We start from the raw sequence: 17,191 nt of genomic DNA on the forward strand, positions 1-17,191 counted from the left end.
GGGCGCGTGCCCAAGCCCCTGAGCCTGCCCTTCGACCCCATCGCCCGCGCCGACGAGCTGTGGACCCGCCACTGGGGCGGCGTGCCGTCGATGAGCGCGATCACCTCGATCATGCGCGCCCAGCAGATCCTGCTGGGCCAGGTCGACGCGGTCGTCAAGCCGTACGGGCTGACCTTCGCCCGGTACGAGGCGCTGGTGCTGCTCACCTTCGCCAAGGGCGGCGAGCTGCCCATGTCCAAGATCGGCGAGCGCCTGATGGTGCACCCGACCTCGGTGACCAACACCGTCGACCGGCTGGTCGGCTCCGGGCTGGTGGCCAAGCGCCCCAACCCCAACGACGGCCGCGGCACCCTCGCCTCCATCACCGACAAGGGCCGCGAGATCGTCGAGTCCGCCACCCGTGACCTGATGGCCATGGACTTCGGCCTCAGCGTCTACGACGAGGAGGAGTGCGGGGAGATCTTCGCCCTGCTCAGGCCGCTGCGGATAGCCGCGGGGGATTTCGAGGGCTGACGCCCGAGCTCCCGCAGTGGCCGGCTGAGGCACGAGGCCGTCCGCGGAGGGAGTGAGCAGGAAGACCGAGCCTGGAAGGGGCGGGCTCCTCCCTTGTCCCTGGCGGGGGAGGGGTGACATCACGGGGCGAAACGGGGCCGGATAGGCTTCCGGCCATGAAATCCAGCGTGCTGACCCGCTACCGCGTGATGGCCTATGTGACGGGCGTGCTGCTGATCGCCCTCACCCTCGGCGTCATCGCCAAGTACGTGCTCGACATCAACGGCGCGGGCACCTTCACCACGGCCGTCGGCTTCGCCCACGGCTGGCTCTACGTCGTCTACCTGATCTTCGCCTTCGACCTGTGCTCCAAGGCGAAGTGGCCGATCGGCCGGATGGCCTGGGTGCTGCTCGCCGGCACCGTGCCCACCGCCGCCTTCTTCGTCGAGCGCCGCGTCACCCGTGAGCTGGCCCCGAAGGTCGTCGCGCAGGGCGCGGGGGAGCCGGTCAAGGCCGCCTGAGACCCGGCTCACTCACCCGGTGGGCCGTCTTCCCATCGACATTTACTAGGACGTCCAAGTAAATTCGAGGGTATGGACGCCCACGGCATCGAGACAGGCCGCCAGCGCTGGCAGGCACGCTACGACGCCGCGCGCAAGCGCGACGCGGACTTCACCACGCTCTCGGGCGACCCCGTGGAGCCGGTCTACGGTCCGCCACCGGGTGCCGACGTGCCCGGGTTCGAGCGGATCGGCTGGCCCGGGGAGTACCCGTTCACCCGGGGACTGCACGCCACCGGCTACCGGGGCCGCACCTGGACCATCCGGCAGTTCGCCGGCTTCGGCAACGCCGAGCAGACCAACGAGCGCTACAAGATGATCCTGGCGGCCGGCGGCGGCGGGCTGTCCGTCGCCTTCGACATGCCGACCCTGATGGGCCGCGACTCCGACGACGCCCGCTCGCTCGGCGAGGTCGGGCACTGCGGCGTCGCCATCGACTCGGCCGCCGACATGGAGGTCCTGTTCAAGGACATCCCGCTGGGCGACGTCACCACCTCGATGACGATCTCCGGCCCGGCGGTCCCGGTCTTCTGCATGTACCTGGTCGCCGCCGAGCGGCAGGGCGTCGACCCCGCGGTGCTCAACGGCACCCTGCAGACCGACATCTTCAAGGAGTACATCGCGCAGAAGGAGTGGCTCTTCGCGCCGGACCCGCACCTGCGGCTGATCGGCGACCTGATGGAGCACTGCGCGACGTCCATCCCGGCCTACAAGCCGCTGTCGGTCTCCGGTTACCACATCCGCGAGGCGGGGGCGACGGCCGCGCAGGAGCTGGCCTACACCCTCGCCGACGGCTTCGGCTACGTGGAGCTGGGCCTCAGCCGCGGCCTGGACGTCGACACCTTCGCGCCGGGCCTGTCGTTCTTCTTCGACGCGCACCTGGACTTCTTCGAGGAGATCGCCAAGTTCCGCGCCGCACGCCGGATCTGGGCCCGCTGGATGCGCGACGTGTACGGCGCCACCTCGGACAAGGCGCAGTGGCTGCGCTTCCACACCCAGACCGCCGGGGTCTCGCTCACCGCCCAGCAGCCGTACAACAACGTGGTGCGCACCGCCGTCGAGGCGCTGTCCGCGGTGCTCGGCGGCACCAACTCGCTGCACACCAACGCCCTGGACGAGACGCTGGCGCTGCCCAGCGAGCAGGCCGCGGAGATCGCGCTGCGCACCCAGCAGGTGCTGATGGAGGAGACCGGGGTGGCCAACGTGGCCGACCCGCTCGGCGGCTCCTGGTACATCGAGGCGCTCACCGACCGCATCGAGGCGGACGCGGAGAAGATCTTCGACCGGATCAAGGAGCTGGCCGCCAGGGCGGTGCCGAGCGGCGAGCACCCGATCGGCCCGATCACCTCCGGCATCCTGCGCGGCATCGAGGACGGCTACTTCACCGGAGAGATCGCCGAGTCCGCGTTCCGCTACCAGCGCTCCCTGGAGAAGGGCGAGAAGGGCGTGGTCGGCGTCAACCGGCACACCGGCTCGGTCACCGGCGACCTGGAGATCCTGCGGGTCAGCCATGAGGTGGAGCGCGAGCAGGTGCGGGTGCTGGCCGACCGCAGGGGGTCCCGGGACGACGCGGGCGTGCGCGCCGCGCTGGACGCGATGCTCGCCGCCGCGCGCGAGGGCCGCAACATGATCGCGCCGATGCTGGACGCGGTCCGCGCCGAGGCCACCCTCGGCGAGATCTGCGACGCGCTGCGGGAGGAGTGGGGCACCTACACCGAGCCCGCCAGGTTCTGACCGCACCACCCCGCGGCGGCCGCCTGGCCTCCGCGGGGTGGCCGGCTCCCGCCCCCGGCGGTCGCCGCCCGATCACCGCCGTGCACCACTGCTCGTACCCTCGTAGTCACTTAACCGGCCTCTCCAGGAAGGATTTTCGTGGCCCTCGAGGCGACCGTCGGCGACGACGGGATGATCTACATTCGCGAGTCGGAGCAGCCGGAGGTGGTGGCCGTGACCACCCCCGCCAAATGGGAGGCGTTCGTGAAGGGCGTCAAGGCGGGGGAGTTCGACCACTTCGTGGCGGGCGTCGAGGCCGACGCCTGAGCCGCACTACGGCGGCGGCAGGTGCAGCGCGCCGAGCCCGCCGACCAGGAGGCGGGCGAGCTGCCGCGCCCACTCCCGGTCGACGGGCCCGGAACTGACCATCACCCGGTGGACCACGGTCCCCGCGATGACGTCGAAGATCAGATCGTCGCGCGCCGGGTCGGCCACGCCGTCCGCCGCCAGCTCGCCGCGCTGCTGGGCCCGCTCGCGGCCGAGCAGCACCAGGTGCTTCTGGCGGTCGACGATCGCGTCGCGGATCCGCAGCCGCAGGGCCTCGTCATGGGTGGCCTCGGCGACCACCGCCATCAGTGCGGTCCTGGTCTCCGGCCGCTCGATCAGCTCGGCGAAGCGCAGCACCACGCCCTCGATGTCGGCGTCCAGGCTGCCCAGGTCCGGCAGCTCCAGCTGCTCCTCGAAGAGGGCCGCGATCGCGTCCACCACCAGCTCGTTCTTGCCCGCCCAGCGGCGGTAGAGGGTGGTCTTGGCCACGCCCGCCCTGGCCGCCACGTCCCCCAGCGCCAGCTGGCCCCAGCCCTGCTCGGCCAGCGCGTCGCGGGTGGCCTGGAGGATCGCCCGGTCCGCCGCGGCACTTCTCGGCCGCCCCGTGCGTTTGCCCCCACGTCCGGGTGGCGCGACGTCCGGGGCCGAGGTGTGGGGGTCCATGGACGGACCATACCGGCCGGTAGCTTCGCACGGAGTGACCGGCTTCATAGCTCCCTGCGAAGTGACCGGAGTCACACTCCACCTCCCCGCCGACCGGCTACCGACCAGTTACGCTACGACCCGTAGCGAAACCAGTGGCCTTCTCCCGGTCAAATTCACCCGGAAGAGGGAAGCGACGACCACGCGCGCGGATGGGGATCCGCGCACCGAACGCGCGACGACACACGGCGACGGCCCTCCCGGGCGCCCGCAAGCCGGCGGGGATCCGGGGTCTGTGCACGCTTTGCTCCACGAGGGGGGAGGATTGGCCTCATGCAGCCACGGAACATGTCCATGAGCGGTGTGGTCGACCTCGCCGCCCTGAAGGCGGCCGGTGAGGCCAAGGCGAAGGCCGAGCAGGCCAGGGCCCAGCGGCAGGAGGCCGGTGACACCGCCGCGTCCCCGCTCGTCATCGAGGTGACCGAGGAGACCTTCGAGAGCGATGTCCTGCAGCTCTCCGCCGAGGTCCCGGTCGTCATCAGCTTCTGGGCCGACCAGGCCGAGCAGAGCAAGCAGCTCAACGCCACCCTGGAGCGGCTGGCCGCCCAGTACCGCGGCCGCTTCGTGCTGGCCACCGCCGACGTCTACGCCAACCAGCTGCTCTTCCAGCAGTTCGGCGTGCAGGGCGTACCGGCGGTCTTCGCGGTCCTCGCCGGCCAGGCGATGCCGCTCTTCCAGGGCAGCGCGCCCGAGGACCAGATCACCGAGGTGCTCGACCAGCTGATCCTGGTGGCCGAGCAGCGGTTCGGCATCGTCGGCGCCGAGCTGGAGCCGGGTGTTGCCGAGCCGGCCGAGCCGGCGCCGGAGCGCCCCGCCACCCCGCAGGAGCTGGCCCTGTCCGCGGCGCACGCCGCGCTGGACGCCGGCGACCTGGGCGGCGCCATGCAGGCGTACAAGAACGTGCTGGCCGACGAGCCGGGCAACGTCGAGGCCAAGCTGGGCCTGGCGCAGGCCGAGTTGCTGAGCCGGGTGCAGGGCGCCGACCCGCAGGCGGTGCGCGCCGCGGCCGCCGACGCGCCGGGTGACGTGGCCGCGCAACTCGCGGCGGCCGACCTGGACCTGGTCGGTGGTCATGTCGAGGACGCCTTCGGGCGGCTGGTGGACGCCGTGCGGCGCACGGCTGGTGACGACCGGGACGCGGCCCGGGTGCGGCTGCTGGAGCTGTTCGAGGTGATCGGTCCCGACGACCCGCGGGTGATCGCGGCGCGCACGGCGCTGGCGCGGGTGCTCTTCTGACGTCCCGTCGGGTGCGCGGGCGGGCGCCGTTCTGCTCAGAGATTTAGCGACACGGCGACCGCTCTTTATCAAAACGTGACAGTGCGCGCCTGTTGTTACTTCAGGTAAGAAGCGCACCCGCCTTTGTTCGTCCATCACACGAGATGTCGGTTTTTCGCCGGGCGGAACCGCTCACTCAGTGTCACGTCACTCCCTGTGGCGATCATGGCTTGTCCACACTTCCGTTACTCGCTGGTAATGAACCCCCTTGTGCGCGGGCCGGGAATGGACCACGATCGGCCAAGCTCGGTCCGCAGCCACAGCCCGGCATCCAGTCGGCGCTCCGGTCGCGGGTCCCCGCCGAGCGGGGGTGCGCGACATGTGCCGCCACCCCGGGACAGGGGGGTCTCCGTCCGCTGGATGGAACCAGCCGGTTGGAGCCTGTCCCGCAGGTTGCGCGAGAGCGTGGCCAGTGGTTGTCGCTCGGGGGTGATCGCCGACGTTCGGACACCGCCGTCCGTGACTCCCCAGGGAGGGACGGCCCACCGCTCACCGGCGCTCTCCTTCCCGAGGACGTAGCACTTCTCCCATCCCAGGCCGGGCCCGAGAGAACCCGGCCGGAGATGTACGTCCGAGAAGGAGGAAGTATGGAGTCGCACGTTCGTGGCGGTACCAGATGGAAGCGGTTCGCCGTTGTCATGGTGCCGTCGGTTGCGGCCACGGCCGCGATAGGCGTGGCCCTGGCGCAGGGCGCGCTTGCCGCGTCCTTCAGCGTGTCCGGCCAGCAGTTCAAGGTCACCGCCGACACGCTGCACGGCGACGGGTTCGTCCAGTACGGCACCGTCGACGTGGAGCAGAACGGCACGCCGCACGCGGTGGCCGTCTCGGCGTTCACCGACGCCACCATCAAGGGCCTGTGCCAGTCGGTGGTCGTCCCGACGCCGATCGGCGACGTGACGCTCAAGCTGACGGCGGGCAATGGCAGCAAGACGGTCACCGCCAAGAACCTGTACATCGACCTTGACCAGTTGGACGCCGACGCGACGTTCCACAAGATCAACATCGGTGTCGCGGCCGGTGCCACCGACCCGAACTACGCGGCGGTGGAGGGCAAGGTCAAGGCCGGTGCCCCGAACACCTTCGCCCAGGAGGCGGAGTCGGCGGACCTCACCGGTGTGAAGCAGACCGCCTGGGCGACCAGCGCGGGCACGTTCAAACTGGCGGGCCTGAGCCTGCGCCTGCACAAGGGCTCCGGCCCCGGCGTCGAGTGCTACTAGGCACCGACTGAGTGGCAGCGGGCGAGCCGCGCGGGATGCGGCTCGCCCGGGCCACCGACGAACTTCTCCGCCATGCCAGTCCCAGGGAGCTGTTTTCCATGAGCGCCGAGTCGACAGGACTGCGTGCCCGCATCCGCTACGGCCGCCTGACGTTCCGCCACTGGCGGTGGGGCCGCCCGTTCTGGGCGGGCCTGCTGACCCTCGTGGCGGGCGTGCCGATCGCCTATTTCCCGTACGCGAACCTCACGCTCGGCCAGTTGACCGTGCGGATGGCGACCACCGCGGGCTCCGGCTCGCTGATCATCGGCGTCCTGCTGTTCGTGCTGGGCCTCACCATGTGGTTCCAGTCCGCGGTACGGATCTTCGCCGGTGTGGCCGCGATCCTGCTCGCCCTGGTCTCGCTCGTGGTCTCCAACTTCGGCGGCTTCCTGTTGGGCTTCCTGTGCGCGCTGCTCGGCGGCGCGCTGGCCGTCTCGTGGGCGCCGGGCACCCCGGCCGCCGACGAGCCGGGCGAGAAGGCGGAACTGCCCGACGGCGCCCCCGGCGCCGGCGACGACGGGTACGAGCCCGTCCCCGGGCTGACCGATGCGCCTGCCGTCCCCGCTCAGCCGGGCGACCCGTATGCGCAGCCCGAGCCGGTGCACGCGGGAGCGGGCACCGACGACGAGACCATCGAGAAGAACGGGAGGCACCGTGCTGGGTGACGCTGCTCAGCCGGCCGAGAGCGACGGTTCCCGCAACAGGGCCACTTCGGGTCCGCGCCACGCGGCGCCCCGCAAGTCGCTGCTGACCAAGCTGCACGTGCCCGCGGGGAAGGCGGTGGCGCTCGCCGCGATGCCCACGGCGGTGCTGATGGGCATGGGGTTCACGCCGCACTTCGCGCAGGCCGACGAGATGCCCAAGAGCCCGTTCAAGCCGGGCCCGTGCGTCAGCCAGCCGGACACCCCGTCGACCTCGTCCACGGCCAAGGACAGCACCAAGGCGACGACGAAGCCGAAGACCGGCACGACCGCGAAGTCCGGCGGCACGGCGGCGAAGCCCAAGCCGACGTCGTCGCCCACGCCTTCGCCGACCGCGTCGGCCGACCCGGTCGCCAAGACGCCGGAGAAGTCGACCGCGACCACTGCCCCGGCGACGCCCAAGCCGTCGCCGAGCCCCACGGCGTCCACCGACCCGCTGGACCCGCTGGGCCTGGGCAAGCTGCTCGGCGGTCTGCTCGGCACCAACCCCACGCCGTCGCCGACGCCCACCACCGCGTCGCCGTCGCCGTCGCCGAGCACCACGGCGACACCGAAGCCGTCGGCCAGTCCGAGCGCGACGCCGTCCAAGCCCGCGGCGGACAGCGGCGTCACGGGGACCGTCAAGAAGGTCGTCGGCGGCACCACGGACACGCTCAAGAAGGCCACCAAGGGCCTGACGGACCCCGCCAAGACAACAGGGTCGGACAGCGCCTCCAAGGCCGCCACAACGCCTCTGGACGGCTCCCAGGGCTACCCGTGCCCGACGTACGACGCCAAGGCGCTCGCCGACGCCACGACCGAGGGCGGCATACCCCTGCTGCCGGACGCGCCGTTCACCCTGAAGACCACCAAGCTCACGCTGCACGGCCTGAACTACGACGGCATCGTCCAGGTCCGCACCTGGAGCGGCCAGACCAAGGACGTCCTGAAGTTCACCGCCACCGGGATCGACATCAAGGACCTGTGGCAGATCGTCGAGGCTCCCGGTGGCGGCCACACCTGGGTCAAGTCCCGGGCCGGCTCCACCTCGACCTTCACGGGCGGGACGGTCACCCTCTACACCGAGTCGCTCAGCGGCAACCTGCTCGGTCTGATCCCGGTGACGTTCACCCCGAAGGCGCCGCCGCCGCTGACCCTGCCGGAGCTGTTCTTCACCAACGCCACGGTCGTCAACGCCGGCCAGTTCGGCGGCGATCTGCACGTCCCCGGCATGCAGGTGCTGCCCGGCCAGTCCTGACCGTCCGGCCCCGACCGGGCCGGACGCCGGAGCGCGACGCGCGAACGCCGCGCGGCCCGTACCCCGTTGGGGGTGCGGACCGCGCGGCGTTCTGCTGTGCGGGTGCGTGCGTTCCGGGCCGGGCCGTGCGTTCTGCTGTGCGGGCCGGTGTGAGCCGGTGTCAGCAGGCGTCAGCCGGTGACGTCGCCGAGGTGGTGCACGCGCACCAGGTTGGTGGTGCCGGGCACGCCGGGGGGCGAGCCGGCGGTGATGATGACCGTGTCGCCGGGGGCGTAGTCGGAGAGCTTGAGCATCTCCTGGTCCACCTGCTCCACCATCGCGTCGGTGGTGCCGACGTGCTCCATCACCACGGACTCCACGCCCCAGGTCAGCGCGAGCTGGTTGCGGGTCGCCGGGTCGGTGGTGAAGGCCAGGATCGGCGCCGGCACGCGATAGCGGGCCAGCCGGCGGGCGGTGTCACCGGACTTGGTGAAGGCCACCAGCGTCCTGGCGTCCAGGAAGTCGGCCAGCTCGGCGGCGGCACGGGCCACCGCGCCGCCCTGGGTGCGCGGCTTCTTGCCGGGCGCCAGCGGCTGCAGGCCGCGGCACAGCAGCTCCTCCTCGGCGGCCTCGACGATGCGCGACATCGTCTTGACCGTCTCGATCGGGTACTTGCCGACCGAGGACTCGGCGGACAGCATCACCGCGTCCGCGCCGTCCAGGATCGCGTTGGCCACGTCGGACGCCTCGGCGCGGGTGGGACGGGAGTTGGTGATCATCGACTCCATCATCTGGGTCGCCACGATCACCGGCTTGGCGTTGCGCCGGCACAGCTCGACCAGGCGCTTCTGCACCAGCGGCACCTGCTCCAGCGGGTACTCCACCGCCAGGTCGCCGCGGGCGACCATCACGGCGTCGAACGCCATGACGACGTCCTCCATGTTGTGCACCGCCTGCGGCTTCTCCACCTTGGCGATGACCGGGACCCGGCGGCCTTCCTCGTCCATCACCCGGTGCACGTCGCGGACGTCCTTGGCGTCGCGGACGAAGGACAGCGCGACCATGTCGACGCCCATCTGCAGCGCGAACCGCAGGTCGTCGATGTCCTTCTCGGACAGCGCCGGCACGTTCACCGCCGCGCCCGGCAGGTTGATGCCCTTGTGGTCGGAGATCACGCCGCCCTCGACGACCAGGCAGCGCACCCGCTGGCCGTGGACCTCGATGACGCGCAGCGCCACGTTGCCGTCGTTGATGAGGATCGGGTCGCCCTGGGAGACGTCCCCGGGCAGGCCCTTGTAGGTCGTGCCGCACTCGGACTTGTCGCCCGGCACGTCCTCGGTGGTGATGGTGAACTCGTCGCCCGCGACGAGCTCCACCGGTCCGTCGGCGAACTTGGCCAAGCGGATCTTCGGGCCCTGGAGGTCGGCGAGGACGCCGACCGCCCGGCCGGTCTCCGCCGCGACCTTGCGGACACGCTGGTAGCGCTCCTGGTGCTCGGCGTGGCTGCCGTGGCTGAAGTTGAAGCGGGCCACGTTCATGCCTGCCTCGACCAGCGTCTTCAGCTGGTCGTAGGAGTCGACGGCGGGGCCCAGGGTACAGACGATCTTGGCTCGGCGCATGGGCGCTATCCTATCGGTTTGTTCCGCTCCGGAATATTCCTGGGGCTCTGTGGTCGGTGGGACGGCCGACCGCCCTGCCCTGGTCGGCCCTCCCGGGGCGTGGTGCGGAGAGCCAGCTGGTAAGTATCCCGGGCGATCGCCAGCTCCTCGTCGGTGGGGACCACCGCGACCGCGACCGGGGACGTCGGGGTGGAGATCAGCCGCGGGCCGGAGGCCCGAACGGCGTTGCGCACCGAGTCCAGTTCGATGCCCAGCGCGCCCAGGCCGCTCAGCGCCGCCTCCCGCACCGCGGCGGAGTTCTCGCCCACCCCGGCGGTGAACACCACGGAGTCCACCCGGCCCAGCACCGCGGTGAACGCGCCCACGTAGCGGCGCAGCCGGTGCACGTACACGTCGAAGGCCAGCTGGGCGCGCTCGTCGCCCTCGGCCATCCGGCGGCCGATCTCCCGCATGTCGTTGGCGCCGCACAGGCCCAGCAGGCCCGACTCCTTGTTCAGCAGCTGGTCGATGGCGTCGGTGTCCAGGCCCGCCACCCGCTGCAGATGGACGATCACCCCCGGGTCGACGTCGCCGGACCGGGTGCCCATCACCAGGCCCTCCAGCGGCGTCAGTCCCATCGAGGTGTCCACGCACACCCCGCCGCGCACCGCGGACGCCGAGGCGCCGTTGCCCAGGTGCAGCACGATCACGTTGACGTCGGCGGGGGAGCGGCCGAGCAGTTCGGCCGCGGCGGCCGAGACGAAGGCGTGCGAGGTGCCGTGGAAGCCGTAGCGGCGGATGCCGTACCGGTCGGCGGTGCCCGCGTCGATCGCGTACCGGGCGGCGGCCTCCGGGATGGTCGCGTGGAAGGCGGTGTCGAAGACCGCCACCTGCGGCAGGTCCGGGCGCAGTGCGCGGGCGACCTCGATGCCCGTGATGTTGGCCGGGTTGTGCAGCGGCGCCAGCGGGACCAGCCGGCGGATCTCGTCGAGCACCTCGTCGGTGATCAGGGTGGGCTCGGTGAACCGGGTGCCGCCGTGCACCACCCGGTGCCCGACCGCGGCCAGCGCGGGGGAGTCCAGGCCCAGGCCGCGCTCTTTCAGCTCCCGGGCCACCTGGTCCAGTGCGGCCGTGTGGTCGGCGACCCCGCCCTCCTCGCCGATCCGCTCCACCAGGCCGGACGCGAGCCGGCTCTCGTCCGCCATGTCCAGCAGCTGGTACTTCACCGACGACGAGCCGGAGTTGAGCACCAGGACCCGCGTCGGCTCGCCGCCGTCCGTACCGCCCGTGCCGTTCACGCCTCCCCCTCCTGCGCCTGGATCGCGGTGATCGCGACCGTGTTCACGATGTCCTGCACCAGCGCGCCCCGGGACAGGTCGTTGACCGGTTTGCGCAGGCCCTGCAGGACCGGGCCGACGGCGACCGCGCCCGCGGAGCGCTGCACCGCCTTGTACGTGTTGTTGCCGGTGTTCAGGTCGGGGAAGATCAGCACCGTCGCCTGGCCGGCGACCGCCGAGCCCGGCAGCTTGGCGGCCGCCACCACCGGCGAGACCGCCGCGTCGTACTGGATCGGCCCCTCCACCAGCAGGTCGGGCCGGTGCTCGCGGACCAGCTCGGTGGCCGTGCGCACCTTGTCCACGTCGGCGCCGCTGCCCGAGGTGCCGGTGGAGTACGACAGCATGGCCACCCGCGGCTCCACGCCGAACCGGGCGGCGGTGGCCGCCGCCTGGATCGCGATGTCCGCCAGCTGCTCGGCGTCCGGGTCGGGGTTCACCGCGCAGTCGCCGTACACCAGGACCCGGTCGGCCAGGCACATGAAGAACACCGAGGAGACGATGGCCGCGTCCGGGCGGGTCTTGATGATCTCGAACGCCGGCCGGATGGTGGCCGCGGTGGAGTGCACCGCCCCGGAGACCATGCCGTCGGCCAGGCCCTCCTGCACCATCAGGGTGCCGAAGTACGAGACGTCGGCGACCACGTCGTAGGCCAGCTCGTAGGACACGCCCTTGTGCGCGCGGAGCTCGGCGTACCGGGTGGCGAACCGTTCCCGCAGCGGGGAGGTCTGCGGGTCGGTGATCACCAGGCCGGGGTCGTCCAGGGCGATGCCCAGGTCGCCGGCCTTCTTGCGGACCGCGTCCTCGTCGCCCAGCAGCGTCAGCTCGCACACCCCGCGGCGCAGCAGCACCTCGGCCGCGCGCAGGATCCGGTCCTCGGTGCCCTCCGGCAGCACGATCCGCCGCCGGTGGGTGCGGGCCCGCTCCAGCAGCGTGTGCTCGAACATCATCGGGGTGACCCGCTCCGAGCGGGACACCGACAGCCGGTCGGTCAGCTCGGCGGTGTCCACGTGCGTCTCGAACAGGCCGAGCGCGGTCTCCGCCTTGCGCGGCGTGCCCGCGCCGAGCTTGCCGTCCAGGCCGAACAGCTCGGCCGCGGTCGGGAACGAGCCGGTCGGCACCGCCAGCACCGGGGTGCCGGGCGCCAGCCGGTTGGCCAGCGCCAGGATGTCGGGGCCCGGCTTCTCGTCCAGCGTCAGCAGCACGCCGGCGATCGGCGGCGAGCCCGCGGAGTGCGCGGCCAGCGCGCCGATGATCAGGTCGGCGCGGTCGCCCGGGGTCACCACGACGCAGCCGGGGGTCAGCTTCGGCAGGAACGACGGCAGCATCGCCCCGCCGAAGACGAAGTCCAGCGCGTCCCTGGACAGGCCCGCGTCGTCGGCGAGCAGCACCTCGGCGCCGAGCGTCTCCACGATCTGCCGGACCGTGGGCGCGGCCAGCGCCGGGTCGTCGGGCAGCACGTAGACCGGCACCTGGACGGTCCGCCGCAGCTGGGCCGCGGTGTCCTCCGCCACGTCCGGGGCGACCCGGTTGGCGACCATCGCGATCACGTCGCAGCCGAGGTTGGTGTACGCGTGCAGCGCGTTGCGGACCTCGGCCACCACCGCGTCCGCGCTCTGGTTCCGGCCGCCGATCACCGGCAGCACCGAGGCCCCGCACTCGTTGGCCAGCCGGGCGTTGACGCCCAGCTCGGCCGGCAGGTTGGTCTCCGCGAAGTCGGAGCCGAGGATCAGCACCGTGCCGTAGTCCTCGGCCACCCGCAGGTAGCCCTCGACCAGCCGGGCGGTCAGCGCGCCCTGCCCCTCCTCGGCCTGGAGCGCCGCGGCCTCCTCGTAGCCCATGCCGAAGACCGTCGCCGGATCCTGGGTCAGCCGGTAGCGGCTGCGCAGCAGCTCGAAGATCCGGTCCGGGGTGTCGTGCACCAGCGGGCGGTAGATCCCGACGCGGTCCACCTGCCGGGTGAGCAGCTCCATCACCCCCAGCTCCACGACCTGGCGGCCGTCACCGCGGCCGACCCCCGTCACGTAGACGCTGCGCGTCACCTGCACTCCTGTTCTCCCGAGGCGCCCCAACGGCCGGGTCGCCCGCTCTCCCCGCGTGTCGGTCGCACGCCACGCCCCCCCGACCGCGCGCACACACCCACGACGCTAGCGCCCCCGTCCCGGCGGCGCCCGACGAGGGGCGGGCCGCCGTCCGGGTGCGGGCTCCCGGCCTTCCCCGCACAGTGCACGTAGGGTGAACGCAGCGGAGAAGGAGGGTGGTGCGGTGGAGATCCTCGCGACCGGAGTGCAGCGCGACGAGCGGCCCCTGCTGGAGCGCGCGTTCACGCCACGCCATGACGTCCGCTGCCTGGAGACGACCCTCACCGCCGACACGCTGCCGCTGGCCGCGGGGTACGAGGCGGTCTCCACCAGCGTCAACGCGGTGCTGGACGCGCCCGTGCTGGAGAGCCTGGTCCGCGGCGGCACCCGGCTGATCACCCAGCGCTCGACCGGCTACAACAACATCGACCTGGACCACGCCGAGCGGCTGGGCCTGACCGTGGCCCGGGTCGCCGAGTACTCTCCGTACGCGGTCGCCGAGTTCGCCTGGACGCTGGCGTCGGCCCTCAACCGGCGGATCGTGCGGGCCGCCGGCCGCACCCGCGACTTCGACTTCCGGCTCGACGGCCTGCTCGGCCGGGACTTCCACGGCCGCACCGCCGGCATCATCGGCACCGGCCGGATCGGCACCGCGGTGACCTCGATCGCCCGCGGCTACGGCATGCGGCTGCTCGGCTGGGACATCACCGCCAACCCGGAGTGCGTCGAGCTGGGCATGGAGTACGTCGAGCTGGACAGGCTCTGCCGGGAAGCCGACGTGATCACCCTGCACGTGCCGCTGATGCCGTCCACCCACCACATCATCGGCGCCCGGCGGCTGACCGAGATGAAGGACGACGTGGTGCTGGTCAACACCAGCCGCGGCGCCCTGATCGACTCCGGCGCCCTGGTGGACGCGCTGCGCCAGGGGCGGCTCGGCGGGGTGGGCCTGGACGTGTACGAGGAGGAGGCCGGGATCTTCTTCTACGACAAGTCCCTGGAGGTCATGACCGACGACGTCCTGGCCCGGCTGATGACCTTCGGCAACGTGCTGGTCACCTCCCACCAGGCGTACTACACGGTGGACGCGGTCGAGCAGATCGTCGCCGCCACCGTCCGCAATGTGGACGATTATCTCGCCGGGCGGATCACGGAGTGCACGCTGGTCCCGAAGTCGCCCTGACCGGCCGACCGGTCCAGGGTTCGCCCGACCCCCTGTACGGATCCTCTGGAGACGAAGTCCCATGCGTATCGGAGTCCTCACCGCCGGCGGCGACTGCCCCGGGCTCAACGCCGTCATCCGGTCCGTCGTGCACCGTGCGCTGACCGGCCACGGGGACGAGGTGATCGGTTTCGAGGACGGCTTCGTCGGCCTGCTGGAGGGCCGGTTCCGGCCGCTGGACCTCAACTCGGTGAGCGGCATCCTGGCCCGCGGCGGCACCGTGCTCGGCTCGGCCCGGCTGGAGCGCGCCCGGCTGCGCGAGGCCGCCGACAACGCCCAGGACCTGTCCGCCCAGTACGGCCTGGACGTGCTCATCCCGATCGGCGGCGAGGGCACGCTGACCGCCGCGCGGATGCTCTCCGAGGCGGGGATGCCGGTCGTCGGGGTGCCCAAGACCATCGACAACGACATCAACGGCACCGACCGGACCTTCGGCTTCGACACCGCCGTCACCGTGGCGACCGAGGCGATCGACCGGCTGAAGACCACCGCGGAGTCCCACCAGCGGGTCATGGTGGTGGAGGTGATGGGCCGGCACGCCGGCTGGATCGCGCTGGAGGCGGGCATGGCCGGCGGCGCCCACGCCATCTGCGTGCCCGAGAGGCCCTTCGACCCGGCCGACCTGGTGGGCGTGGTCGAGGAGCGCTTCGCCCGCGGAAAGAAGTTCGCGGTGGTCTGCGTGGCCGAGGGCGCGCACCCGGCGAAGGACACCATGGACTACGGGGTCGGCGAGATCGACAAGTACGGCCACGAGCGGTTCGCCGGCATCGGTACCACCCTCGCCCGGGAGCTGGAGGCGCGGATGGGCAAGGAGGCCCGGCCGGTCATCCTCGGCCACGTCCAGCGCGGCGGCGTGCCCACCGCCTACGACCGGGTGCTGGCCACCCGCTTCGGCTGGCACGCCGTGGAGGCCGCCCACGAGGGCGCGTTCGGCCACATGACCGCCCTGCACGGCACCCGCATCGCGATGGTCCCGCTGGCCGACGCCGTCACCCACCTCAAGACCGTGCCCGAGGACCGCATGGAGGAGGCCGAGTCGGTCTTCTGAGCCGGGCCTCCCGGGCGCGGTCGCCGGACCCGCCGTCCGCTCAGCCGGACCGTCGGCGGCGTGCGGGAGGCGGAGCCGGTCGTGGTGAACGGCTCCGCCTCGCCCGGGACTTCCGCCGGGTCAGCCGGTGTAGGTGGCCAGGGCCTTGGTGAAGTCGTACGTGCCCTGGCTGATGCCGCTGCAGGTGTCGCCCGCGGACTGGCCGGAGGGGCACGTGCGGTCGCGGTTCAGCGCCCAGAACGACACCCGCGCCAGGTGGTGGGACTTGGCGTAGGAGATGATCGCTTTGAAGTTCGACAGCGACACCGTCTCGCCGCTGCTGTCGGTCCTGCCGTTCATCGAGGACAGGCCCACCTTGCGGTAGGCGGCGTCGGACGACAGGTGGTACGCGCTCGCCACCGCGTTCTTCAGGCCGTCGACCGCGGTCCTGGTGGTGGCCAGCATGTCCGTGGAGCCCTGGTCGTAGTCGAACGGCATGACCGCCCAGGCGTCGATGTTCAGCCCGGCCGCGGCGCCCTTCTTGATCAGGTCCTTGCCGGCCGCGTCCGGGCCGGTCGGAGTGGTGCCGAAGGTGACGTAGATCTTCAGCGAGGCGTTCTTGGCGCGGACGGTCTTCAGCGCGTCCACCACGCGCTGCCGCACCGTGGACGAGCTGAACTCGCCCGCCTCGATGTCGACGTCGATGGACTTGAGCTGGTAGGCGTTGATCACCTTCTGGTAGGCACCGGCCAACGCGGACGCCGAACTGCACTTCTGGCCCAGCTTGTTGCCGCTGTAGCCGCCGAACGAGACGGTCACGTCGCCGCCCGCGGCGCGGATCTTGCCGATCGTGGACTGGTCGGTGCCGCCGGTCAGCGCACGCGAGCCGTCCCACTTCGGGTTGCAGCCGCCGTCGGAGAGGACGAACGCCATCGTGAACTGCTTGATGCCGGTGGCCGACATCACGGACGTCGCGGACGGCGGGTTGCCCCAGCCGAGGTAGAGGTACGGCGCGGCGATGCCGCTGGGCAGCGCCGCGGCCGGCTGGACGGTCGCCGGCTGCGCGGCGCCCGCGCTGTTCGCCGCGGCCGGCTGGACGGTCGCCGGCTGCGCGGCGCCGGCGCTGTTCGCCGCGGCCGTCGCGCCCAGGGCGACGGCGGCGGTCAGGCCGGTGGCGGCGGCGAGTGCGGTCCTGCGGGCACGGCGGTCGGTGAACAGGCGCATGGGGGGGACTCCTTGTGCCGGAGGGGGAGGGGGAAGGAGCGGGATGCGGGCGCCTCGAAGGGCGTGGCGGGAACGCTAGTGGCCTCCGGCGCGGCCCGGCAAGAGGTTGGTTAGGAAAGTTTCCTGTTTTCTGACGGGGATGCCGGCGGAGGCGGTCCGGCCCGGGCTGCGGCGCCGGGCGCGAGGCGGACCGCGGATGGTCCTCCGGGCGAACGATCCCTCGGCTGCGGTGAGTTGACGTCCCGTCGGCCGCACCGCTCCGCGCCCTCTTCCGCGTCACCGCCCGCCGCGTCAGCGCTGCCGGCCGCGGCTCACCGCCCGCGCCGGATCGCCGGTACGAATCCTGGACGCTTCCGTCGCAGAACCGTCACACAACCGGACACAACGGGTTGCCGTGATCGGCGGTCCAACTGTGCGTGAGGGGCCCGACCAGTCGCCTCCACCGGGCGCGGCCGACCGGCCG

At 72.0% G+C, this 17,191-nt stretch carries 15 protein-coding genes; 10 read left to right on the plus strand and 5 right to left on the minus strand.

The genetic code is table 11. The annotated features are described in order from the left end of the window. The first annotated feature begins 6 nt into the window (after positions 1-6). The 4 genes from ACH4TG_RS11165 to ACH4TG_RS11180 all read left to right on the plus strand — a co-directional run bounded on the left by ACH4TG_RS11165 (position 7) and on the right by ACH4TG_RS11180 (position 3,092). On the plus strand, positions 7-513 hold the full coding sequence (locus ACH4TG_RS11165) for a MarR family winged helix-turn-helix transcriptional regulator (protein WP_398241908.1): 507 nt from the start codon (positions 7-9) through the stop codon (positions 511-513). 155 nt (positions 514-668) lie between these two features. Next, complete coding sequence (locus ACH4TG_RS11170; protein WP_398241909.1) at positions 669-1,013, plus strand: DUF3817 domain-containing protein; 345 nt, start codon at positions 669-671, stop codon at positions 1,011-1,013. A gap of 72 nt (positions 1,014-1,085) precedes the next feature. Further along, entirely contained in the window at positions 1,086-2,786 is a 1,701-nt protein-coding gene (locus ACH4TG_RS11175; RefSeq protein ID WP_398241910.1) for a methylmalonyl-CoA mutase, read from the plus strand. Positions 2,787-2,924: 138 nt separating this feature from the next. Then, positions 2,925-3,092, plus strand: coding sequence for a DUF397 domain-containing protein (locus tag ACH4TG_RS11180; RefSeq protein ID WP_398241911.1), 168 nt, complete (start codon positions 2,925-2,927; stop codon positions 3,090-3,092). A gap of 6 nt (positions 3,093-3,098) precedes the next feature. Here ACH4TG_RS11180 and ACH4TG_RS11185 read toward each other — a convergent pair whose 3' ends face one another. Further along, positions 3,099-3,755 (minus strand): TetR/AcrR family transcriptional regulator, encoded by a 657-nt coding sequence (locus tag ACH4TG_RS11185; RefSeq protein ID WP_398241912.1) that lies wholly within the window; start codon positions 3,753-3,755, stop codon positions 3,099-3,101. A 312-nt stretch (positions 3,756-4,067) separates the two neighbouring features. Between ACH4TG_RS11185 and ACH4TG_RS11190 the strand changes: the two genes are divergently transcribed. The 4 genes from ACH4TG_RS11190 to ACH4TG_RS11205 all read left to right on the plus strand — a co-directional run bounded on the left by ACH4TG_RS11190 (position 4,068) and on the right by ACH4TG_RS11205 (position 8,263). Then, positions 4,068-5,030 (plus strand): co-chaperone YbbN, encoded by a 963-nt coding sequence (locus tag ACH4TG_RS11190; RefSeq protein ID WP_398241913.1) that lies wholly within the window; start codon positions 4,068-4,070, stop codon positions 5,028-5,030. Between the two features lie 626 nt (positions 5,031-5,656). Further along, on the plus strand, positions 5,657-6,286 hold the full coding sequence (locus tag ACH4TG_RS11195; protein WP_398241914.1) for a DUF6230 family protein: 630 nt from the start codon (positions 5,657-5,659) through the stop codon (positions 6,284-6,286). A 98-nt stretch (positions 6,287-6,384) separates the two neighbouring features. Then, on the plus strand, positions 6,385-6,990 hold the full coding sequence (locus ACH4TG_RS11200; protein WP_398241915.1) for a DUF6114 domain-containing protein: 606 nt from the start codon (positions 6,385-6,387) through the stop codon (positions 6,988-6,990). Next, positions 6,980-8,263, plus strand: coding sequence for a hydrogenase expression protein HypF (locus tag ACH4TG_RS11205; protein ID WP_398241916.1), 1,284 nt, complete (start codon positions 6,980-6,982; stop codon positions 8,261-8,263). Before ACH4TG_RS11200 ends, ACH4TG_RS11205 begins: the two co-directional genes overlap by 11 nt. Before the next feature lie 170 nt (positions 8,264-8,433). On the opposite strand, the gene pyk is transcribed toward ACH4TG_RS11205, so the two are convergent. The 3 genes from pyk to pta are packed head-to-tail and all read right to left on the minus strand — an operon-like array spanning position 8,434 to position 13,216. Beyond that, a complete protein-coding gene (gene pyk / locus ACH4TG_RS11210; RefSeq protein ID WP_398241917.1) occupies positions 8,434-9,861 on the minus strand; it encodes a pyruvate kinase in 1,428 nt (475 codons plus the stop codon). 5 nt (positions 9,862-9,866) lie between these two features. Then, on the minus strand, positions 9,867-11,138 hold the full coding sequence (locus tag ACH4TG_RS11215; protein ID WP_398241918.1) for an acetate kinase: 1,272 nt from the start codon (positions 11,136-11,138) through the stop codon (positions 9,867-9,869). Then, a complete protein-coding gene (gene pta / locus ACH4TG_RS11220; RefSeq protein WP_398241919.1) occupies positions 11,135-13,216 on the minus strand; it encodes a phosphate acetyltransferase in 2,082 nt (693 codons plus the stop codon). Before pta ends, ACH4TG_RS11215 begins: the two co-directional genes overlap by 4 nt. A gap of 223 nt (positions 13,217-13,439) precedes the next feature. On the opposite strand from pta, the gene ACH4TG_RS11225 reads away from it, so the two are divergent. Both ACH4TG_RS11225 and ACH4TG_RS11230 read left to right on the plus strand, forming a co-directional pair. Next, positions 13,440-14,438: a 2-hydroxyacid dehydrogenase gene (locus tag ACH4TG_RS11225; protein WP_398242131.1), complete on the plus strand. Its 999-nt coding sequence runs from the start codon at positions 13,440-13,442 to the stop codon at positions 14,436-14,438. A 61-nt stretch (positions 14,439-14,499) separates the two neighbouring features. After that, on the plus strand, positions 14,500-15,525 hold the full coding sequence (locus ACH4TG_RS11230; RefSeq protein ID WP_398241920.1) for an ATP-dependent 6-phosphofructokinase: 1,026 nt from the start codon (positions 14,500-14,502) through the stop codon (positions 15,523-15,525). Between the two features lie 120 nt (positions 15,526-15,645). On the opposite strand, the gene ACH4TG_RS11235 is transcribed toward ACH4TG_RS11230, so the two are convergent. After that, positions 15,646-16,728 (minus strand): chitinase, encoded by a 1,083-nt coding sequence (locus ACH4TG_RS11235; RefSeq protein WP_398241921.1) that lies wholly within the window; start codon positions 16,726-16,728, stop codon positions 15,646-15,648. Positions 16,729-17,191: the final 463 nt, after the last annotated feature.

It is taken from the genome of Streptomyces sp. NPDC020917, assembly GCF_044333795.1.
GTDB lineage: Bacteria > Actinomycetota > Actinomycetes > Streptomycetales > Streptomycetaceae > Actinacidiphila.

Excerpts from the sequence above, each read along its gene's own strand:
- ACH4TG_RS11170 (WP_398241909.1), top strand. The coding sequence starts at position 669 with ATGAAATCCAGCGTGCTGACCCGCTACCGCGTGATGGCCTATGTGACG.
- ACH4TG_RS11175 (WP_398241910.1), top strand. The coding sequence starts at position 1,086 with ATGGACGCCCACGGCATCGAGACAGGCCGCCAGCGCTGGCAGGCACGC.
- ACH4TG_RS11185 (WP_398241912.1), bottom strand. The coding sequence starts at position 3,755 with ATGGACCCCCACACCTCGGCCCCGGACGTCGCGCCACCCGGACGTGGG.
- ACH4TG_RS11190 (WP_398241913.1), top strand. The coding sequence starts at position 4,068 with ATGCAGCCACGGAACATGTCCATGAGCGGTGTGGTCGACCTCGCCGCC.
- ACH4TG_RS11195 (WP_398241914.1), top strand. The coding sequence starts at position 5,657 with ATGGAGTCGCACGTTCGTGGCGGTACCAGATGGAAGCGGTTCGCCGTT.
- ACH4TG_RS11200 (WP_398241915.1), top strand. The coding sequence starts at position 6,385 with ATGAGCGCCGAGTCGACAGGACTGCGTGCCCGCATCCGCTACGGCCGC.
- pyk (WP_398241917.1), bottom strand. The coding sequence starts at position 9,861 with ATGCGCCGAGCCAAGATCGTCTGTACCCTGGGCCCCGCCGTCGACTCC.
- ACH4TG_RS11230 (WP_398241920.1), top strand. The coding sequence starts at position 14,500 with ATGCGTATCGGAGTCCTCACCGCCGGCGGCGACTGCCCCGGGCTCAAC.
- ACH4TG_RS11235 (WP_398241921.1), bottom strand. The coding sequence starts at position 16,728 with ATGCGCCTGTTCACCGACCGCCGTGCCCGCAGGACCGCACTCGCCGCC.